A 16770-nucleotide genomic window follows, 5' to 3' on the forward strand; every position below is an offset into this window, starting at 1 on the left:
CGAGCACACCAGGATCGCGCCGTCCATCTGGGCGGCACCGGTGATCATGTTCTTGACGTAGTCAGCGTGGCCCGGGCAGTCAACGTGGGCGTAGTGACGGATCGGGGATTCGTATTCGACGTGCGCGGTCGAGATCGTGATACCACGTGCCTTTTCTTCCGGAGCGGCGTCGATCGAGGAGTAATCCTTGAACTCGCCACCGAAGCGCTCGGCACCGATCTTGGTCAGTGCGGCGGTCAGCGTGGTCTTGCCGTGGTCGACGTGACCGATGGTGCCGACGTTGACGTGCGGCTTGGTGCGCTCGAACTTACCCTTTGCCATTGTTCTATACCTTGATTGTTCGTAAATGGTTTCAAGAGAGGCTGAGCGAGGCTCAGCCCTTCTTCATGACGGCTTCGGCGATGTTGGTCGGAGCCGGCTCGTAGTGATCGAATTCCATGGTGAAGGTGGCGCGGCCCTGGGTCTGCGAACGCAGCGCAGTGGCGTAGCCGAACATTTCACCCAGCGGGATCATCGCGTTGATGATGCTGGCCGAACCGTCACCGGTGGTGTCGGAACCCTGCAGCACGCCGCGACGACGGCTGACGTCGCCCATCACGTCACCCTGGTAATCCTCCGGGGTCACGATCTCGACCTTCATGATCGGCTCCAGCAGCACCGGCTTGGCCTTGGCGAAGCCCTGCTTGAAGGCCATCGACGAAGCCAGCTTGAACGCCATTTCCGAGGAGTCGACGTCGTGGTACGAACCGAACACCAGCTTCACCTTGACGTCCACGACCGGGAAGCCAGCCAGCGGGCCGCTGGTGATGGTTTCGCGCAGGCCCTTTTCAACCGACGGAATGAATTCCTTCGGGATCACGCCGCCGGTGATGTCGTTGATGAACAGGAAATCGTCCTTGATCATCGGAGCGATCTTCGGATCGGCACGATCTTCAGCGGTGATCGGCGACAGCTCGATCACGACGTGACCGTACTGACCCTTACCACCGGACTGCTTGGCGTGCTTGTAGTCCGACTTGACGTCAGCCAGGGTGATGGTTTCGCGGTAGGCCACCTGCGGCGCGCCGACGTTGGCTTCAACGTTGAACTCGCGCTTCAGGCGGTCGACGATGATGTCCAGGTGCAGCTCGCCCATGCCCGAGATGATGGTCTGGCCGGATTCTTCGTCGGTCTTGACGCGGAACGACGGATCTTCCTGCGCCAGGCGACCCAGCGCCAGACCCATCTTTTCCTGGTCCGACTTGGTCTTCGGCTCGACGGCCATCGAGATCACCGGCTCCGGGAACGTCATGCGCTCCAGGATGATCGGGGCATCCACGGCGCACAGGGTGTCACCGGTGGTGGTGTCCTTCAGGCCCACGGCAGCAGCGATGTCACCAGCCAGAACTTCCTTGATTTCCTCGCGGTTGTTCGAGTGCATCTGCAGGATGCGGCCGATGCGCTCCTTCTTGCCCTTCACCGAGTTCAGCACGGTGTCGCCACCGTTCAGGGTGCCCGAGTAGACACGGAAGAAGGTCAGCGCGCCGACGAACGGGTCGGTGATGATCTTGAAGGCCAGCGACGAGAACGGCGCCTTGTCATCCGACTTGCGGGTCATTTCGACGGTGTCGTCGTCAACGTCCACGCCCTTCACGTCCGGCACGTCGACCGGCGACGGCAGCAGCTGGATCACGCCGTCCAGCATGGCCTGCACGCCCTTGTTCTTGAAGGCCGAGCCGCAGTACATCGGCACGATCTCGGTGGCCAGGGTACGGGTACGCAGCGCGTTGATGATTTCGGCCTCGGCCAGCTCTTCGCCGCCCAGGTACTTTTCCATCAGCTCTTCGCTGGCTTCGGCAGCGGTCTCGACCATGAACTGGCGAGCTTCTTCCGCAGCCGCCTGCAGATCGGCCGGGATGTCGCTGTACTCGAACTTCATGCCCTGCGAGGCTTCATCCCAGTGGATGGCCTTCATCTTCAGCAGGTCGACAACGCCCTTGAAGTTGTCTTCAGCGCCGATCGGCAGCTGCATCGGCACGGCAACCGCGCCCAGCTTGGCCTTCAGCTGGCCGACGACCTTCTGGAAGTTGGCACCGGTGCGGTCCATCTTGTTGACGAACGCGATGCGCGGCACGTGGTACTTGTTGGCCTGGCGCCACACGGTTTCCGACTGCGGCTGCACGCCACCGACGGCGCACAGGACGAAGACGGCACCGTCGAGCACGCGCAGCGAGCGCTCCACTTCGATGGTGAAGTCGACGTGCCCCGGGGTGTCGATGATGTTGAAGCGGTGCTCCGGCAGGGACTTGTCCATGCCCTTCCAGAACGCGGTGGTGGCAGCGGACTGGATCGTGATGCCACGCTCCTGCTCCTGCTCCATCCAGTCCATGGTGGCGGCGCCGTCGTGCACTTCACCGATCTTGTGGCTCTTGCCGGTGTAGAACAGGATGCGCTCGGACGTGGTGGTCTTGCCGGCATCGATGTGAGCCATGATGCCGAAGTTACGGTAACGCTCGATGGGAGTGGAACGGGCCACGGGAGCCTCTCAGATTTCTTGGATTTCGGATGGCCGAACGCCGCCTTTCGGCGGCCTTCGGATTGGCGCAGTCTTTCTGGGACCGCGAGGCAGCACGCACCGAAGTGGTGCTGCCCTGCCTGTTTTACAAGGCCGTCAAACTCACCAGCGGTAGTGGGCGAATGCCTTGTTGGCTTCGGCCATGCGGTGGGTTTCTTCGCGCTTCTTGATGGCGCCGCCACGGTTTTCCGAGGCGTCGATCAGTTCAGCAGCCAGCTTCTTCGGCATGGTGTTCTCGCCGCGCTTGCGCGCGGAGTCGATCAGCCAGCGCATGGCCAGGGCCATCTTGCGCGACGAACGCACTTCGACCGGCACCTGGTAGGTGGCACCACCGACGCGGCGCGACTTGACTTCGACCGCCGGAGCGACGTTGTCCAGAGCCTTCTGCACCAGTTCAATGGCGTTGGCGCTGCTGTTCTTCTCGGTGATCACGTCCATGGCGCCGTACACGATCTTCTCGGCGACGGACTTCTTGCCGCTCTGCATGACCATGTTGATGAAACGGGCGATGGTTTCGCTTCCGTGCTTCGGATCGGGCAGGACGGAACGCTGCGGAGTATTACCCTTACGCGACATTGTGCTCTCTCCTTATGCCTTCGGACGCTTGGCGCCGTACTTGGAACGGGCCTGGCGACGCTTGGCAACGCCGGCGGCGTCGAGCGAGCCACGAACGGTGTGGTAACGCACACCCGGCAGGTCCTTGACGCGACCGCCGCGGATCAGGACCACGGAGTGCTCCTGCAGGTTGTGGCCTTCACCACCGATGTAGGAAATCACTTCTTCCTGGTTGGTCAGGCGGACCTTGGCAACCTTGCGCAGAGCCGAGTTCGGCTTCTTCGGAGTGGTGGTGTAGACACGGGTGCAGACGCCACGGCGCTGCGGGCACTTGTCGAGCGCCGGCGAGGCACTCTTGTAGGTGGTCGCTTGCCGCGGCTTGCGGACCAGCTGGTTGATCGTCGCCATCAGTAGGTTCTTCTGATTGGTGGCCGGAAAATCCGGCCAGAGATGCGGAAATGTTAAAGCAGGCCAAAATTCTGGCCTGCTGAGACAGACGATTGTAGCAACCTGCCAGGAAAGCAGTCAAACGCCTCCTGTCAAGCCCGCTCCTGATCCCGGAACGTTACTGGGGGGCCTCCATGTACCCCGTTCAGGTTGGCGGGGTGAACCACGAGGTCCACCCTGCCCTGCGCCGGTAGAGTCGACTGTTAGCCGACTCTCGATGGCAGTCGACCAACAGTCGACTCTACCGCCCGGGTGGTCCGGCCTTGCGGCCGGACCGGATGCATCATTCTTCGCCCGAGGCCTGTTCAGCTTCGGCTTCAACCACCGCTGCCTCGACCGCAGCCGGAGTGCCGGCCAGGGTCTGCATTTCCGACTCGGTAAGGCCGGAGGCGCCGCGGCGGCGGTTGCTGTGGTACGCCAGGCCGGTACCGGCCGGAATCAGGCGACCCACGATGACGTTTTCCTTCAGGCCGCGCAGGTTGTCCGAGGTGCCGCGGACGGCCGCTTCGGTCAACACACGGGTGGTTTCCTGGAACGACGCGGCCGAGATGAACGATTCAGTCGCCAGCGAGGCCTTGGTGATACCCAGCAGCACCGGATCGAAACGGGCCGGCAGCTCGTTGCGGGCCGCGAGGCGCGCATTCTCCTCGATAACGCGCTGGCGCTCCACCTGTTCGCCGTTCAGGAACTTGCTGCTGCCCTGGTCGGTGATCTCGACCTTGCGCAGCATCTGGCGGGTGATCACCTCGATGTGCTTGTCGTTGATCTTCACGCCCTGCAGGCGATACACGTCCTGGATTTCCTTCACCAGGTAGGCAGCCAGCGGTTCGACACCCAGCAGGCGCAGGATGTCCTGCGGGCTCGGCTCGCCGTCCACGATGGTTTCACCCTTGGTGACATGCTCGCCTTCGAACACGATGACCTGGCGGTACTTCGGGATCAGCTCTTCGTGCTCCGAACCATCGGTGTCCTTGATGATCAGGCGCTGCTTGCCCTTGGTGTCCTTGCCGAAGCTGATGATGCCCGAACGCTCGGCCAGCACCGCCGGATCCTTCGGCTTGCGGGCTTCGAACAGATCGGCCACGCGCGGCAGACCACCGGTGATGTCGCGGGTCTTCGACGCTTCCTGCGGAATCTTGGCGACCACGTCACCCACGCCGACGGCAGCGCCGTCCTGCAGGTTGACGATCGAGCGCGGCGGCAGCAGGTACTGCGCCGGCAGATCGGTGCCCGGGATCGACAGGTCATTGCCCTTGGCGTCGACGATGCGCACGATCGGGCGCAGGTCCTTGGCCTGGGTACCACGACGCTTCGGATCGGTGATTTCGCGCGAGGCAAGGCCGGTCAGCTCGTCGGTCTTCTCGATGACGGTGATGCCGTCGACGAAGTCGATGAAGCGGATGAAGCCGGCCACTTCCGACACGATCGGGTGGTTATGCGGATCCCAGTTGGCCACGGTCTGGCCAGCCTTGATCGCATCACCGTCCTTGGACGTGATGGTCGCACCGTACGGCAGCTTGTAACGCTCACGCTCACGACCGTGGGCATCGAGCACCGAGATTTCGCCCGAGCGCGACACCGCCACCAGCGAGCCGTTGGCGTGCTCGACCGACTTGAGGTTGCTGAACTTGACCGAGCCGGTGGTCTTGACGGTGATGTTGTCGACCGCAGCAGCTCGCGACGCCGCACCACCGATGTGGAACGTACGCATGGTCAGCTGGGTACCCGGCTCACCGATGGACTGGGCGGCGATGACGCCGACCGCTTCACCGATGTTGACCAGGTGGCCGCGGGCCAGATCGCGGCCGTAGCAGCGCGAGCAGACACCGAAGGCCGATTCGCAGGAGATGGTCGAGCGGACCTTGATGGTCTGCACGCCGGCATCTTCCAGCTTGGCCACCCAGGCTTCGTCCAGCAGGGTGTTGCGGGTGACGATCGGATCTTCATCGTTGCCCGGCAGGAACACGTCCTCGGCCACCACGCGACCCAGCACGCGGTCCTTCAGCGGCTCGACCACGTCGCCGCCTTCCACGATCGGGGTCATGATCAGGCCTTCGGTGGTACCGCAATCCACCTCGGTGATCACCACGTCCTGCGCGACGTCGACCAGACGACGGGTCAGGTAACCCGAGTTCGCGGTCTTCAGCGCGGTATCGGCCAGACCCTTACGGGCACCGTGGGTGGAGTTGAAGTACTCCTGCACGTTCAGGCCTTCGCGGAAGTTCGCCTTGATGGGCGTCTCGATGATCGAGCCGTCCGGGCGGGCCATCAGGCCGCGCATGCCGGCCAGCTGACGGATCTGCGCCTGCGAACCACGCGCACCGGAGTCGGCCATGATGTACAGCGAGTTCATCGACTTCTGGTCGATGGTCTCACCCTTGGCATTGACCACCTTCTCGGTACCGATGGTGTCCATCATCGCCTTGGCGATGCGCTCGTTGGTGCGCGACCAGATGTCGACCACCTTGTTGTAGCGCTCGCCGGCGGTGACCAGGCCCGACTGGTACTGCTCCTGGATTTCCAGCACTTCGGCTTCGGCCTCGGTGAGGATGCCCTTCTTCTCGTCCGGGATCAGCATGTCGTCGATGCCGATCGAGACGCCGGCACGGGTCGCGTAGGCGAAGCCGGTGTACATCAGCTTGTCAGCGAACACGACCGTGTCCTTCAGGCCCAGCTGGCGGTAGCTGGAGTTGATCAGGCGGCTGATGTTCTTCTTGGTCAGTTCGACATTGGCCAGTGCGAACGGCAGGCCTTCCGGCAGGATTTCAGCCAGCAGGGCGCGACCGATCGTGGTGTCCACGATCGAGGTCTTGTTCTGCTTGTTGCCGTCTTCGTCGGTCACCACCTCGGTGATGCGGACCTTGACCTTGGCGTGCAGTTCCACCACGCGGTTGTCGTAGGCGCGCTTGACTTCGGCGATGTTGGCGAAGGCCATGCCCTCGCCCTTCTTGTTCTCCAGCGAGCGGGTCATGTAGTACAGACCCAGCACGACGTCCTGCGACGGCACGATGATCGGCTCGCCGTTGGCCGGCGACAGGATGTTGTTGGTCGACATCATCAGCGCACGCGCTTCCAGCTGGGCTTCCAACGAGAGCGGCACGTGGACGGCCATCTGGTCACCGTCGAAGTCGGCGTTGAACGCGGTGCAGACCAGCGGGTGCAGCTGGATGGCCTTGCCTTCGATCAGCACCGGCTCGAACGCCTGGATGCCCAGGCGGTGCAGGGTCGGCGCACGGTTCAGCATCACCGGATGCTCGCGGATGACCTCTTCCAGGATGTCCCAGACTTCGGCTTCTTCGCGCTCGACCAGCTTCTTGGCGGCCTTGATGGTGGTGGCCAGGCCACGACGCTGCAGCTTGGCGAAGACGAACGGCTTGAACAGCTCAAGCGCCATCTTCTTCGGCAGGCCGCACTGGTGCAGGCGCAGGTACGGGCCGACCACGATGACCGAACGGCCCGAGTAGTCGACGCGCTTGCCGAGCAGGTTCTGGCGGAAGCGGCCCTGCTTGCCCTTGATCATGTCGGCCAGCGACTTCAGCGGGCGCTTGTTGGTGCCGGTGATGGCACGGCCGCGACGGCCGTTGTCCAGCAGCGCATCGACCGATTCCTGCAGCATGCGCTTTTCATTGCGCACGATGATGTCCGGCGCGCTCAGTTCGAGCAGGCGGCGCAGGCGGTTGTTGCGGTTGATGACGCGGCGGTACAGGTCGTTCAGGTCGGAGGTCGCGAAGCGGCCGCCATCCAGCGGGACCAGCGGACGCAGGTCCGGCGGCAGCACCGGCAGCACGGTCATGACCATCCATTCCGGACGGTTGCCCGATTCCAGGAAGGCTTCGATCAGCTTGATGCGCTTGGTGAGGCGCTTGAGCTTGGTTTCCGAACCGGTAGCGGCGATTTCCTCGCGCAGGCGGGTCATTTCCGACTGCAGGTCGATCGTGCGCAGCAGTTCGTACACGGCCTCGGCGCCCATGGCGGCGTCGAAGTCGTCACCGTGCTCCTGGCGGGCCTGCAGGTACTGTTCCTCGGTCAGCAGCTGGCGGCGTTCCAGGGCGGTCAGGCCCGGCTCGGTCACCACGTAGGCTTCGAAATACAGCACGCGCTCGATGTCGCGCAGGGTCATGTCCAGCATCAGGCCGATGCGCGACGGCAGCGACTTCAGGAACCAGATGTGCGCGACCGGCGAGGCCAGGTCGATGTGGCCCATGCGCTCGCGGCGCACCTTGGCCAGGGTCACTTCGGTGCCGCACTTTTCGCAGACCACGCCGCGGTGCTTCATGCGCTTGTACTTGCCGCACAGGCACTCGTAGTCCTTCACCGGTCCGAAGATGGCGGCGCAGAACAGGCCGTCGCGTTCCGGCTTGAAGGTGCGGTAGTTGATGGTTTCCGGCTTCTTCACTTCGCCGAAGGACCACGAACGGATCAGGTCCGGCGAGGCCAGCGCGATCTTGATCGCGTCGAAGTCCAGCGTCTGGCGCTGCTGGTTGAAGAGGTTGAGCAGGTCTTTCATGGTGTTCTCCAGAAGGAGGAATGCTGTGTCGATGGGCTTTCAGTTCACTGCCAGCGGCGCGGCGGTGGAGGCCGCCGCGCCGGCATGGATCAGTTGTCTTCCAGTTCCATGTTGATGGCCAGCGAGCGGATTTCCTTCACGAGCACGTTGAAGGATTCCGGCATGCCCGCGACCATCTCGTGCTCACCGTCGACGATGTTCTTGTACATCTGGTTGCGGCCCTGCACGTCGTCGGACTTCACCGTCAGCATTTCCTGCAGGGTGTAGGCCGCGCCGTAGGCTTCCAGCGCCCAGACTTCCATTTCACCGAAGCGCTGGCCGCCGAACTGCGCCTTGCCGCCCAGCGGCTGCTGGGTGACGAGCGAGTACGGGCCGGTCGAACGGGCGTGCATCTTGTCGTCGACCAGGTGGTTCAGCTTCAGGTAGTGCATGTAGCCAACCGTGGTGTGGCGATCGAATGCTTCACCGGTGCGGCCGTCGTACAGCTGGGTCTGGCCACTGCTCGGCAGGTCGGCCAGTTCCAGCATGCGCTTGATTTCCGCTTCGGTGGCGCCGTCGAACACCGGGGTGGCCATCGGCACGCCGTCGGTCAGGTTGCGGGCCAGGCGCAGCAGTTCCTCGTCGCTGAACTGCGACAGGTCGACACGGTTGGCCACGTTGGTATCGTCGTGGTTGTAGATGTCGTCCAGGAACTTGCGCAGGTCGGCCACCGCCGCCTGGGCTTCCAGCATCGCCTGGATCTTGCGACCCAGGCCCTTGGCGGCCCAGCCCAGGTGCACTTCCAGGATCTGGCCGATGTTCATGCGCGACGGCACGCCCAGCGGGTTCAGCACGATATCCACGGTTTCGCCCGAGGCCATGTACGGCATGTCCTCGACCGGCACCACGTTGGAGACCACACCCTTGTTGCCGTGGCGGCCGGCCATCTTGTCGCCCGGCTGGATGCGGCGCTTCACGGCCAGGAACACCTTGACCATCTTCAGCACGCCCGGGGCGAGGTCGTCACCGGCGGTGATCTTGCCGCGCTTGTCGGCGAAGCGACGCTCGAACTCCTTCTCGTGCGCCTGGATCTGCTTCTGTGCGCGCTCGATGGCTTCCGAAGCGTCTTCGTCCTTCATGCGCAGGGCGAACCAGTCAGCCTTCTTCAGGCCATCCAGGAACGCGTCGGTGATCACGTCACCCTTCTTCAGGCCAGCGCCACCGTTGACCACCTTGCCCACGATCTGCGAACGCAGACGCATGTAGATGGCGGCCTCCAGGATGCGGAACTGGTCGTCGAAGTCCTTCTTGACGCGCTTGATTTCAGACTCTTCGATCTGGCGGGCGCGCTTGTCCTTCTCGATGCCGTCGCGGGTGAAGACCTGCACGTCGATGACGGTGCCGTCCATGCCCGGCGGAACGCGCAGCGAGCTGTCCTTCACGTCCGAAGCCTTCTCGCCGAAGATGGCGCGCAGCAGCTTCTCTTCCGGAGTCAGCTGGCTTTCGCCCTTCGGGGTGACCTTGCCGACCAGGATGTCGCCGGCACGGACTTCCGCACCGATGTACACCACGCCGCTCTCGTCCAGGCGGTTCAGCGCCTGCTCGGAGACGTTCGGAATGTCGGCGGAGATTTCCTCCGGCCCCAGCTTGGTGTCACGCGCGACGCAGGTCAGCTCTTCGATGTGGATCGTGGTGTAACGATCTTCTTCCACCACGCGCTCGGAGAGCAGGATGGAGTCTTCGAAGTTGTAGCCGTTCCACGGCATGAACGCGATCAGCATGTTCTGGCCCAGGGCCAGTTCGCCGATGTCGGTGGACGGACCGTCGGCCAGCACGTCACCGCGGGCGATGACGTCACCCACCTGGACCAGCGGACGCTGGTTGATGCAGGTGTTCTGGTTCGAACGGGTGTACTTGACCAGGTTGTAGATGTCCACGCCCGCGTCGGTGGCGCCAACGATCTCTTCCTCGTTGACCTTGACCACGATGCGGGCTGCGTCGATCTGCACGATCTCGCCACCACGGCGGGCGTTCACGGTCACGCCGGAGTCACGCGCCACGGCGCGCTCGATGCCGGTACCCACCAGCGGCTTCTGCGCACGCAGGGTCGGCACGGCCTGACGCTGCATGTTGGCGCCCATCAGTGCGCGGTTGGCGTCATCGTGCTCCAGGAACGGAACCAGCGCGGCCGCGATCGACACGGTCTGCATCGGCGAGACGTCCATGAAGTGCACTTCCGCCGGCGGCTTCAGCAGCGATTCGCCCTGGAAGCGGCACGGCACGAACTGCTCGGTCAGGGTGCCCTTGGCGTCGGTCAGCGCGTTGGCCTGCGCAATGACGTACTCGTTTTCTTCGATCGCCGACAGGAACTCGACTTCGTCATAGACCTTGCCGTCCACGACCTTTCGGTACGGGGTCTCGAGGAAACCGTACTGGTTGGTGCGGGCGTACACGGCCAGCGAGTTGATCAGGCCGATGTTCGGGCCTTCCGGGGTTTCGATGGTGCAGACGCGACCGTAATGGGTCGGGTGCACGTCGCGCACTTCGAAGCCGGCGCGCTCACGGGTCAGGCCGCCCGGGCCCAGGGCCGAGACGCGACGCTTGTGCGTCACTTCCGACAGCGGGTTGTTCTGATCCATGAACTGCGACAGCTGCGAGGAGCCGAAGAACTCCTTGATGGCAGCGGCGACCGGCTTGGCGTTGATCAGCTCCTGAGGGGTCAGGCCTTCCGACTCGGCCATCGACAGGCGCTCCTTGACCGCGCGCTCGACGCGGACCAGGCCCACGCGGAACACGTTCTCGGCCATTTCACCGACCGAGCGCACGCGACGGTTGCCCAGGTGATCGATGTCGTCGACCACGCCGCGACCGTTGCGGATCTCGGTCAGGACCTTGATCACGTCGAGGATGTCGGAGCTGTCGCCGTGGGCGGCGACCAGGCGCTTGGACTCTTCGTCGTTGCGCTCACCGAAGTACTTGCTGTCGTACAGCACGGCTTCGCCGGTGGTTTCCTTGCGGCCCACGCGACGGTTGAACTTCATGCGGCCGACCGCGGACAGGTCGTAGCGCTCGAAGGTGAAGAACAGGTTGTGGAACAGGTTCTGCGCGGCATCCTTGGTCGGCGGCTCGCCCGGACGCATCATGCGGTAGATCTCGACCAGCGCTTCCAGCTGGGTCTTGGTCGGGTCGATGCGCAGGGTGTTGGACAGGTACGGACCACGGTCCAGGTCGTTCACCCACAGGGTGCCGACCGCGTCCACGCCGGCCTTGCGGAAGGCCTGCAGCTGTTCGTCGGTGATCTCGTCGTTTGCCTGGGCCAGCAGTTCGCCGGTCGAGGCATCGACCACGTCGTGCGACAGGATGCGGCCGACGATGTAGTCGTCCGGCACGGCCAGGGCGGCGATGCCCGAGGCTTCCAGCTGCTTGATGTGGCGCGCGGTGATGCGCTTGCCGGCTTCCACGATGACCTTGTCGCCGTCGGCGAGGTCGAAGCCCAGGGTTTCGCCACGCAGGCGCTCGGGCACCAGCTCCAGCTGGACGCCTTCATCCGGGTTGATGTGGAAGGTGTTGATCTCGAAGAACTCGGCCAGCATCTCTTCGTTGCTGTAACCAAGCGCGCGCAGCAGGATCGACACCGGCAGCTTGCGGCGGCGGTCGATACGGGTGAACAGCGCATCCTTCGGGTCGAACTCGAAGTCCAGCCAGGAACCGCGGTAAGGAATGATGCGGGCGCTGTACAGCAGCTTGCCCGAGCTGTGGGTCTTGCCGCGGTCGTGGTCGAAGAACACGCCCGGCGAGCGGTGCAGCTGCGAGACGATGACGCGCTCGGTACCGTTGACGATGAAGGTGCCGTTCTCGGTCATCAGCGGGATTTCGCCCAGATAGACCTCCTGCTCCTTCACATACTTGATGGCCTTGGTCGACGACTCACGGTCGTAGATCACCAGGCGCACGGTCACGCGCAGCGGGGCGCCGTAGCTCATGCCACGCTGGCGGCACTCACGCTCGTCGAAGACCGGTTCGCCCAGCTTGTAGCCGACGTATTCCAGGGCAGCGTTGCCGCTGTAGCTGGCGATCGGGAAGACCGACTTCAGCGCAGCGTGCAGGCCGTGGTCCGTGCGCTTGGCCGGATCGACGTTCTCCTGCAGGAATTCACGATAGGAATCCACCTGGATGGCGAGCAGGAACGGCACTTCGAGAATCGAGCGCTGCTTGCCGAAATCCTTGCGGATACGCTTTTTTTCGGTGAACGAATAGGACGTCATGAGGTCTTCCACCTTGTTGTGCGGATCGTGCGCCCACGATCCGAAGGGAACTTGAAATTGTCAGTTGGAAGTCGCTGGTATTGCCGGCACCAGCACGCCTTCTCCCGCTACTTCCAACTGCCAACTCGTCTGCTTCCACTCCCCCGCTGCCGCGCCATGCGCTGGCCTGCCGGGGTTTGACTGCAGCCCGTGTTGGGCTTTTTTCCTGCATTTGAAAAGGTAGAGTCGACTGTTAGTCGACTTCCTTCACAGCAGCCGACTAACAGTCGACTCTACACCACCGCAACAACGACCAAAGGCCGGGGGCTTACGCCCCCAGCCTTGGCTGCATCGCCGCGAATCGATGACGATGCAAGGTAACTGCTTACTTGACTTCGACAGTCGCGCCAGCAGCTTCCAGGTCCTTCTTCATCTTCTCGGCGTCTTCCTTCGAAGCGCCTTCCTTCAGGACGCCACCGGCTTCGGCCAGGTCCTTCGCTTCCTTCAGGCCCAGGCCGGTGATGGCGCGGACGGCCTTGATGACTTCGACCTTCTTGTCGCCGGCCGACTTCAGGGTGACGGTGAACTCGGTCTGCTCTTCAACAGCAGCGGCCGGGCCAGCGGCGGCAGCCACGGCAACCGGAGCAGCGGCGGAGACGCCGAACTTCTCTTCGATGGCCTTGACCAGCTCCATCACTTCCATCAGGGACTTCTCGGCGATGGCGTCGACGATCTGTTCGTTGGTAAGGGACATGATTAATACCTTTGGATGATTTTCTGGGTTGAGGTTCCGTCAGGAACCACGATAAGTCGAAACTCAGGCGGTCTCGGCGGCCGGCTCGGCAGCGTCGGCAGCGACGTCGCCACCACCCTGCTTCTCGCCAACGGCCTTGATGGCGCGGGCAAACATCGTGACCGGCTCGGTCAGGACGCGGGCCAGCATGGCCAGGGCCTGGTCGCGGGTCGGCAGCGAGGCCAGCACTTCGACGTGGCTTGCCGGGAACACTTCGCCACCGATGGCGACGACCTTAGCCTTCAGCTTGTCGTTGCCCTTGGCGGCTTCCTTGATCAGGCGACCGGCAGCGCCGGGCTCCTCGAGCGAGAACGCGTACAGCAGCGGACCAACCATCTGGTCCTGGGCGACTGCGAACTCGGTGCCTTCAACGGCGCGCGAAGCCAGGGTGTTCTTGACAACCTTCAAGAAAACACCGGTTTCACGAGCCTGCTTGCGCATCGCGGTCATCTGGGCGACCGTGGTGCCAGCGTATTCGGCTGCGATCAAGGAGTGGGCCTTGGCGGCGACGTCTGCCAGCTCGGCGACTACTTCTTGCTTCTGGGACAGATTGAGAGCCATTGCACTCCTCCTATTGAACTCCGCTTACGGCTCCTGCCGTGTGCGGTCCTGTGCGGCATCCGTCCTGGACGCCGGGAACATCGGGATGATGTTCCGGGGGTGGGCCGTTCTAGACCTGGAGTGGGCCAACCTGGGGAAACCCAGACGTGCGTGAACCAGAAAAACTCCAGAAGGGCACCATCTACGCAGGGTGATTCCGGGGAATCGATTAAGCGTTCATGACTGCTCCGGCGGCGACTCCTTGCCAGGTCGAGCTTCCCTGCCCGTCGCCGGTATTGCCACGACCGCGCCTGCGGTCTTTGACGGCTACCGCGGGCGATGCACTGCCAGCGATGCCTTCAAATGTCACGGTCACGGCACCGAAGGTACCGTGACCGCTTGAAACAATTACTTCAGGGTCAGCGACGACTGGTCGACGGTGACGCCCGGGCCCATCGTCGAGCTGACCGAAACCTTCTGCAGGTAGGTGCCCTTGGAGGTGGCCGGCTTGGCCTTGATCAGGTCCAGCAGCAGCGCGGTCAGGTTCGACTTCAGCGCGTCTTCGGCGAAGTCGGCCTTGCCGATGGTGCAGTGGATGATGCCGGCCTTGTCGGTACGGTAACGGACCTGGCCCGACTTGGCGTTCTTCACGGCTTCACCCGGGTTCGGGGAAACGGTGCCGACCTTCGGGTTCGGCATCAGGCCACGCGGGCCCAGCACGGTGCCCAGCTTGCCGACGACGCGCATGGCGTCCGGGGTCGCGATGACGACGTCGTAGTTCAGATCGCCGGCCTGCATCTTCTCGGCCAGATCATCCATGCCGACGGCTTCGGCGCCAGCGGCCAGGGCTTCGTCAGCCTTGGCACCGGCCGGAGCGAACACGGCGACGCGGACCGACTTGCCGGTACCGGCCGGCAGCACGGTGGAGCCACGGACCTGCTGGTCGGACTTCTTCGCATCGACGCCCAGGCGCACAGCGACGTCGATCGACTCGACGAACTTGGCCTTGGTGGCGGTCTTCAGGATGTTGATCGCGTCCTCGAAGGCGTATGCCTTGCCCGGGACGACGGCGGCCTTGATGGCCTTCTCACGCTTGGTCTGTGCCATCTTATTAACCCTCCACCACGAGGCCCATGGAACGGGCAGAGCCAGCGATGGTACGCACGGCGGCGTCCAGATCGGCGGCAGTCAGATCCGGTTCCTTCGCCTTGGCGATCTCTTCCAGCTGCTTACGGGTGACCTTGCCGACCTTCTCGGTGTTCGGGCGCTTGGAGCCCGACGAGATGCCAGCAGCCTTCTTCAGCAGGGTGGTGGCCGGGGTGCTCTTGGTGATGAAGGTGAACGTACGGTCCGAGTAGGCCGTGATGATCACCGGAACCGGCAGGCCCGGCTCGAGCTTCTGCGTGGCAGCGTTGAACGCCTTGCAGAATTCCATGATGTTCAGACCGCGCTGACCCAGCGCAGGGCCGACCGGCGGCGAGGGGTTGGCCTGACCGGCCTTCACCTGCAGCTTGATGTAACCGACAACTTTCTTTGCCATGTGAGTACTCTCCGGGTGCTAGCGCCTTTCGACAACAGGCTCCCCATCGGACCGGGAATCACGCGTCCCGGCATCGCGTTTTGAAATCATGCTGAAGGCCGCCTTGCGGCGGCCTCATCCTGCTGGCTTCCCAGCGGGGAGCCGCGCACTATATCAGGTTTTTTCTTCACATGCCTGAAGTGGCACATAAACGAGAGAAACCGGGCCAAGCCCGGTTTCTGTTCAGGAGCCGAGCATGGCTCGACTCTGCAGCTGGATCAGACGGCTTTTTCGACCTGGCCGAACTCGAGTTCGACCGGAGTAGCGCGACCGAAGATCAGCACGGAAACGCGCAGACGGCTCTTCTCGTAGTTGACTTCTTCGACGACGCCATTGAAATCGTTGAACGGGCCATCAGTGACGCGGACCATCTGGCCCGGCTCGAACAGCACCTTCGGACGCGGCTTCTCGACACCTTCCTGAACGCGGTTCAGGATGGCCTCGGCCTCGGAATCGGCGATCGGCAGCGGACGGTCGGCGGTGCCGCCGATGAAGCCCATGACGCGCGGGGTTTCCTTGACCAGATGCCAGCTTTCGTTGTCGATGCGCGGAATGCCGGCTTCTTCGTGGGTCTCGATCTGGACCAGCACATAACCCGGGAAGAACTTGCGCTCGGAGCGGCGCTTCTGGCCAGCGCGCATCTCGACCACTTCTTCGGTCGGGACCAGGACATCGCCGAAGCGCTCTTCCATGCCGTCACGGACGATGCGATCGCGCAGGGCCTGCGCCACCGACTTCTCGAAGCCCGAATAGGCGTGAACGACGTACCAACGCTTCATGCAATTCTCCTTAGCGGCTCAGGAACAACTGAACCAGCCACTGAATGACGTAATCGAACCCACCCAGCAACAGACTGAGAATGGTCACCACCACCATCACGACCCAGGTCATGCGGATGGCTTCCTGGCGCGTCGGCCAGACCACCTTGCGCAGTTCGAAGCGCGACTCGGAGAGGAATTCGCGGGTGTCGCGCCCCTTGCCGGTCAGCATGAACACGCCGATACCGCCAACCAGACCGACCACAACCGCCAACGCACGCAGCTGACCCGCCCACGCACCCAGCTGGGTGGCGCGACCGGAATCGGCGGAGAACCAGAACCAGACGAACAGACCGGCCAGCACCAGCAGCGATGCGGCGACGTACTTGACGATATCCCCGCCATTGGCGGAGTTGTCCTTGGAGTGTTCGATCTTGCTATTCATCCGGCTGTGTCTGCTTTAGCGGCCCAGGCCGCTGGATAAGGTGGGCAGATGGCACGCCAGGAGGGACTCGAACCCCCAACCTGCGGTTTTGGAGACCGCTGCTCTGCCAATTGAGCTACTGGCGTACGTGTTGAAACTTGCCTTCCCTTAGACGGCGAAGGCGGACCGAGGTTCCCGGCCCGCCATTCGCGTAACCGGCGGCGCTATGCAACCACCGGTACTGCAGGCTTACTCGATGATCTTCGAGACCACGCCGGCGCCGACGGTGCGGCCGCCTTCGCGGATGGCGAAGCGCAGGCCTTCGTCCATCGCCACCGGGTTGATCAGGGTGACGACCATCTTGACGTTGTCACCCGGCATCACCATTTC

At 63.3% G+C, this 16770-nt stretch carries 13 protein-coding genes and 1 tRNA gene; all 14 read right to left on the reverse strand.

From position 1 onward, the window contains the following. On the reverse strand, positions 1 to 321 hold a 321-nt coding region (locus AC5P6A_RS20865; RefSeq protein ID WP_495201811.1), incomplete at its 3' end, for a GTP-binding protein. A gap of 52 nt (positions 322 to 373) precedes the next feature. Further along, positions 374 to 2515 (reverse strand): elongation factor G, encoded by a 2142-nt coding sequence (fusA, locus tag AC5P6A_RS20870; RefSeq protein ID WP_019662237.1) that lies wholly within the window; start codon positions 2513 to 2515, stop codon positions 374 to 376. A gap of 141 nt (positions 2516 to 2656) precedes the next feature. After that, positions 2657 to 3130 (reverse strand): 30S ribosomal protein S7, encoded by a 474-nt coding sequence (gene rpsG, locus AC5P6A_RS20875; protein WP_004145321.1) that lies wholly within the window; start codon positions 3128 to 3130, stop codon positions 2657 to 2659. Positions 3131 to 3142: 12 nt separating this feature from the next. Continuing rightward, complete coding sequence (gene rpsL, locus AC5P6A_RS20880) at positions 3143 to 3517, reverse strand: 30S ribosomal protein S12 (protein WP_004145320.1); 375 nt, start codon at positions 3515 to 3517, stop codon at positions 3143 to 3145. Positions 3518 to 3839: 322 nt separating this feature from the next. After that, the gene (rpoC, locus tag AC5P6A_RS20885; protein ID WP_019662236.1) at positions 3840 to 8063 is read right to left on the reverse strand and encodes a DNA-directed RNA polymerase subunit beta'; all 4224 of its coding nucleotides are present in this window, start codon (positions 8061 to 8063) and stop codon (positions 3840 to 3842) included. Between the two features lie 89 nt (positions 8064 to 8152). After that, the gene (rpoB, locus tag AC5P6A_RS20890; protein ID WP_019662235.1) at positions 8153 to 12307 is read right to left on the reverse strand and encodes a DNA-directed RNA polymerase subunit beta; all 4155 of its coding nucleotides are present in this window, start codon (positions 12305 to 12307) and stop codon (positions 8153 to 8155) included. A gap of 364 nt (positions 12308 to 12671) precedes the next feature. Continuing rightward, positions 12672 to 13040, reverse strand: a complete 369-nt coding sequence (gene rplL, locus AC5P6A_RS20895) for a 50S ribosomal protein L7/L12 (RefSeq protein ID WP_005408204.1) — start codon at positions 13038 to 13040, stop codon at positions 12672 to 12674. Positions 13041 to 13103: 63 nt separating this feature from the next. Beyond that, the gene (gene rplJ, locus AC5P6A_RS20900; protein ID WP_010480377.1) at positions 13104 to 13640 is read right to left on the reverse strand and encodes a 50S ribosomal protein L10; all 537 of its coding nucleotides are present in this window, start codon (positions 13638 to 13640) and stop codon (positions 13104 to 13106) included. Positions 13641 to 14027: 387 nt separating this feature from the next. Continuing rightward, a complete protein-coding gene (rplA, locus tag AC5P6A_RS20905) occupies positions 14028 to 14726 on the reverse strand; it encodes a 50S ribosomal protein L1 (RefSeq protein WP_014646045.1) in 699 nt (232 codons plus the stop codon). 4 nt (positions 14727 to 14730) lie between these two features. Then, positions 14731 to 15159: a 50S ribosomal protein L11 gene (gene rplK / locus AC5P6A_RS20910; RefSeq protein ID WP_004145248.1), complete on the reverse strand. Its 429-nt coding sequence runs from the start codon at positions 15157 to 15159 to the stop codon at positions 14731 to 14733. A gap of 257 nt (positions 15160 to 15416) precedes the next feature. Next, a complete protein-coding gene (gene nusG, locus AC5P6A_RS20915; RefSeq protein WP_004154362.1) occupies positions 15417 to 15977 on the reverse strand; it encodes a transcription termination/antitermination protein NusG in 561 nt (186 codons plus the stop codon). Positions 15978 to 15987: 10 nt separating this feature from the next. Then, entirely contained in the window at positions 15988 to 16401 is a 414-nt protein-coding gene (gene secE / locus AC5P6A_RS20920; RefSeq protein WP_005408202.1) for a preprotein translocase subunit SecE, read from the reverse strand. Positions 16402 to 16450: 49 nt separating this feature from the next. Next, positions 16451 to 16526, reverse strand: a tRNA-Trp gene (locus AC5P6A_RS20925). Positions 16527 to 16629: 103 nt separating this feature from the next. Then, the coding region (locus AC5P6A_RS20930; protein ID WP_487247787.1) for an EF-Tu C-terminal domain-related protein at positions 16630 to 16770 on the reverse strand (141 nt) is incomplete at its 5' end.

This window comes from Stenotrophomonas sp. YJH_SMC_20, assembly GCF_059367845.1.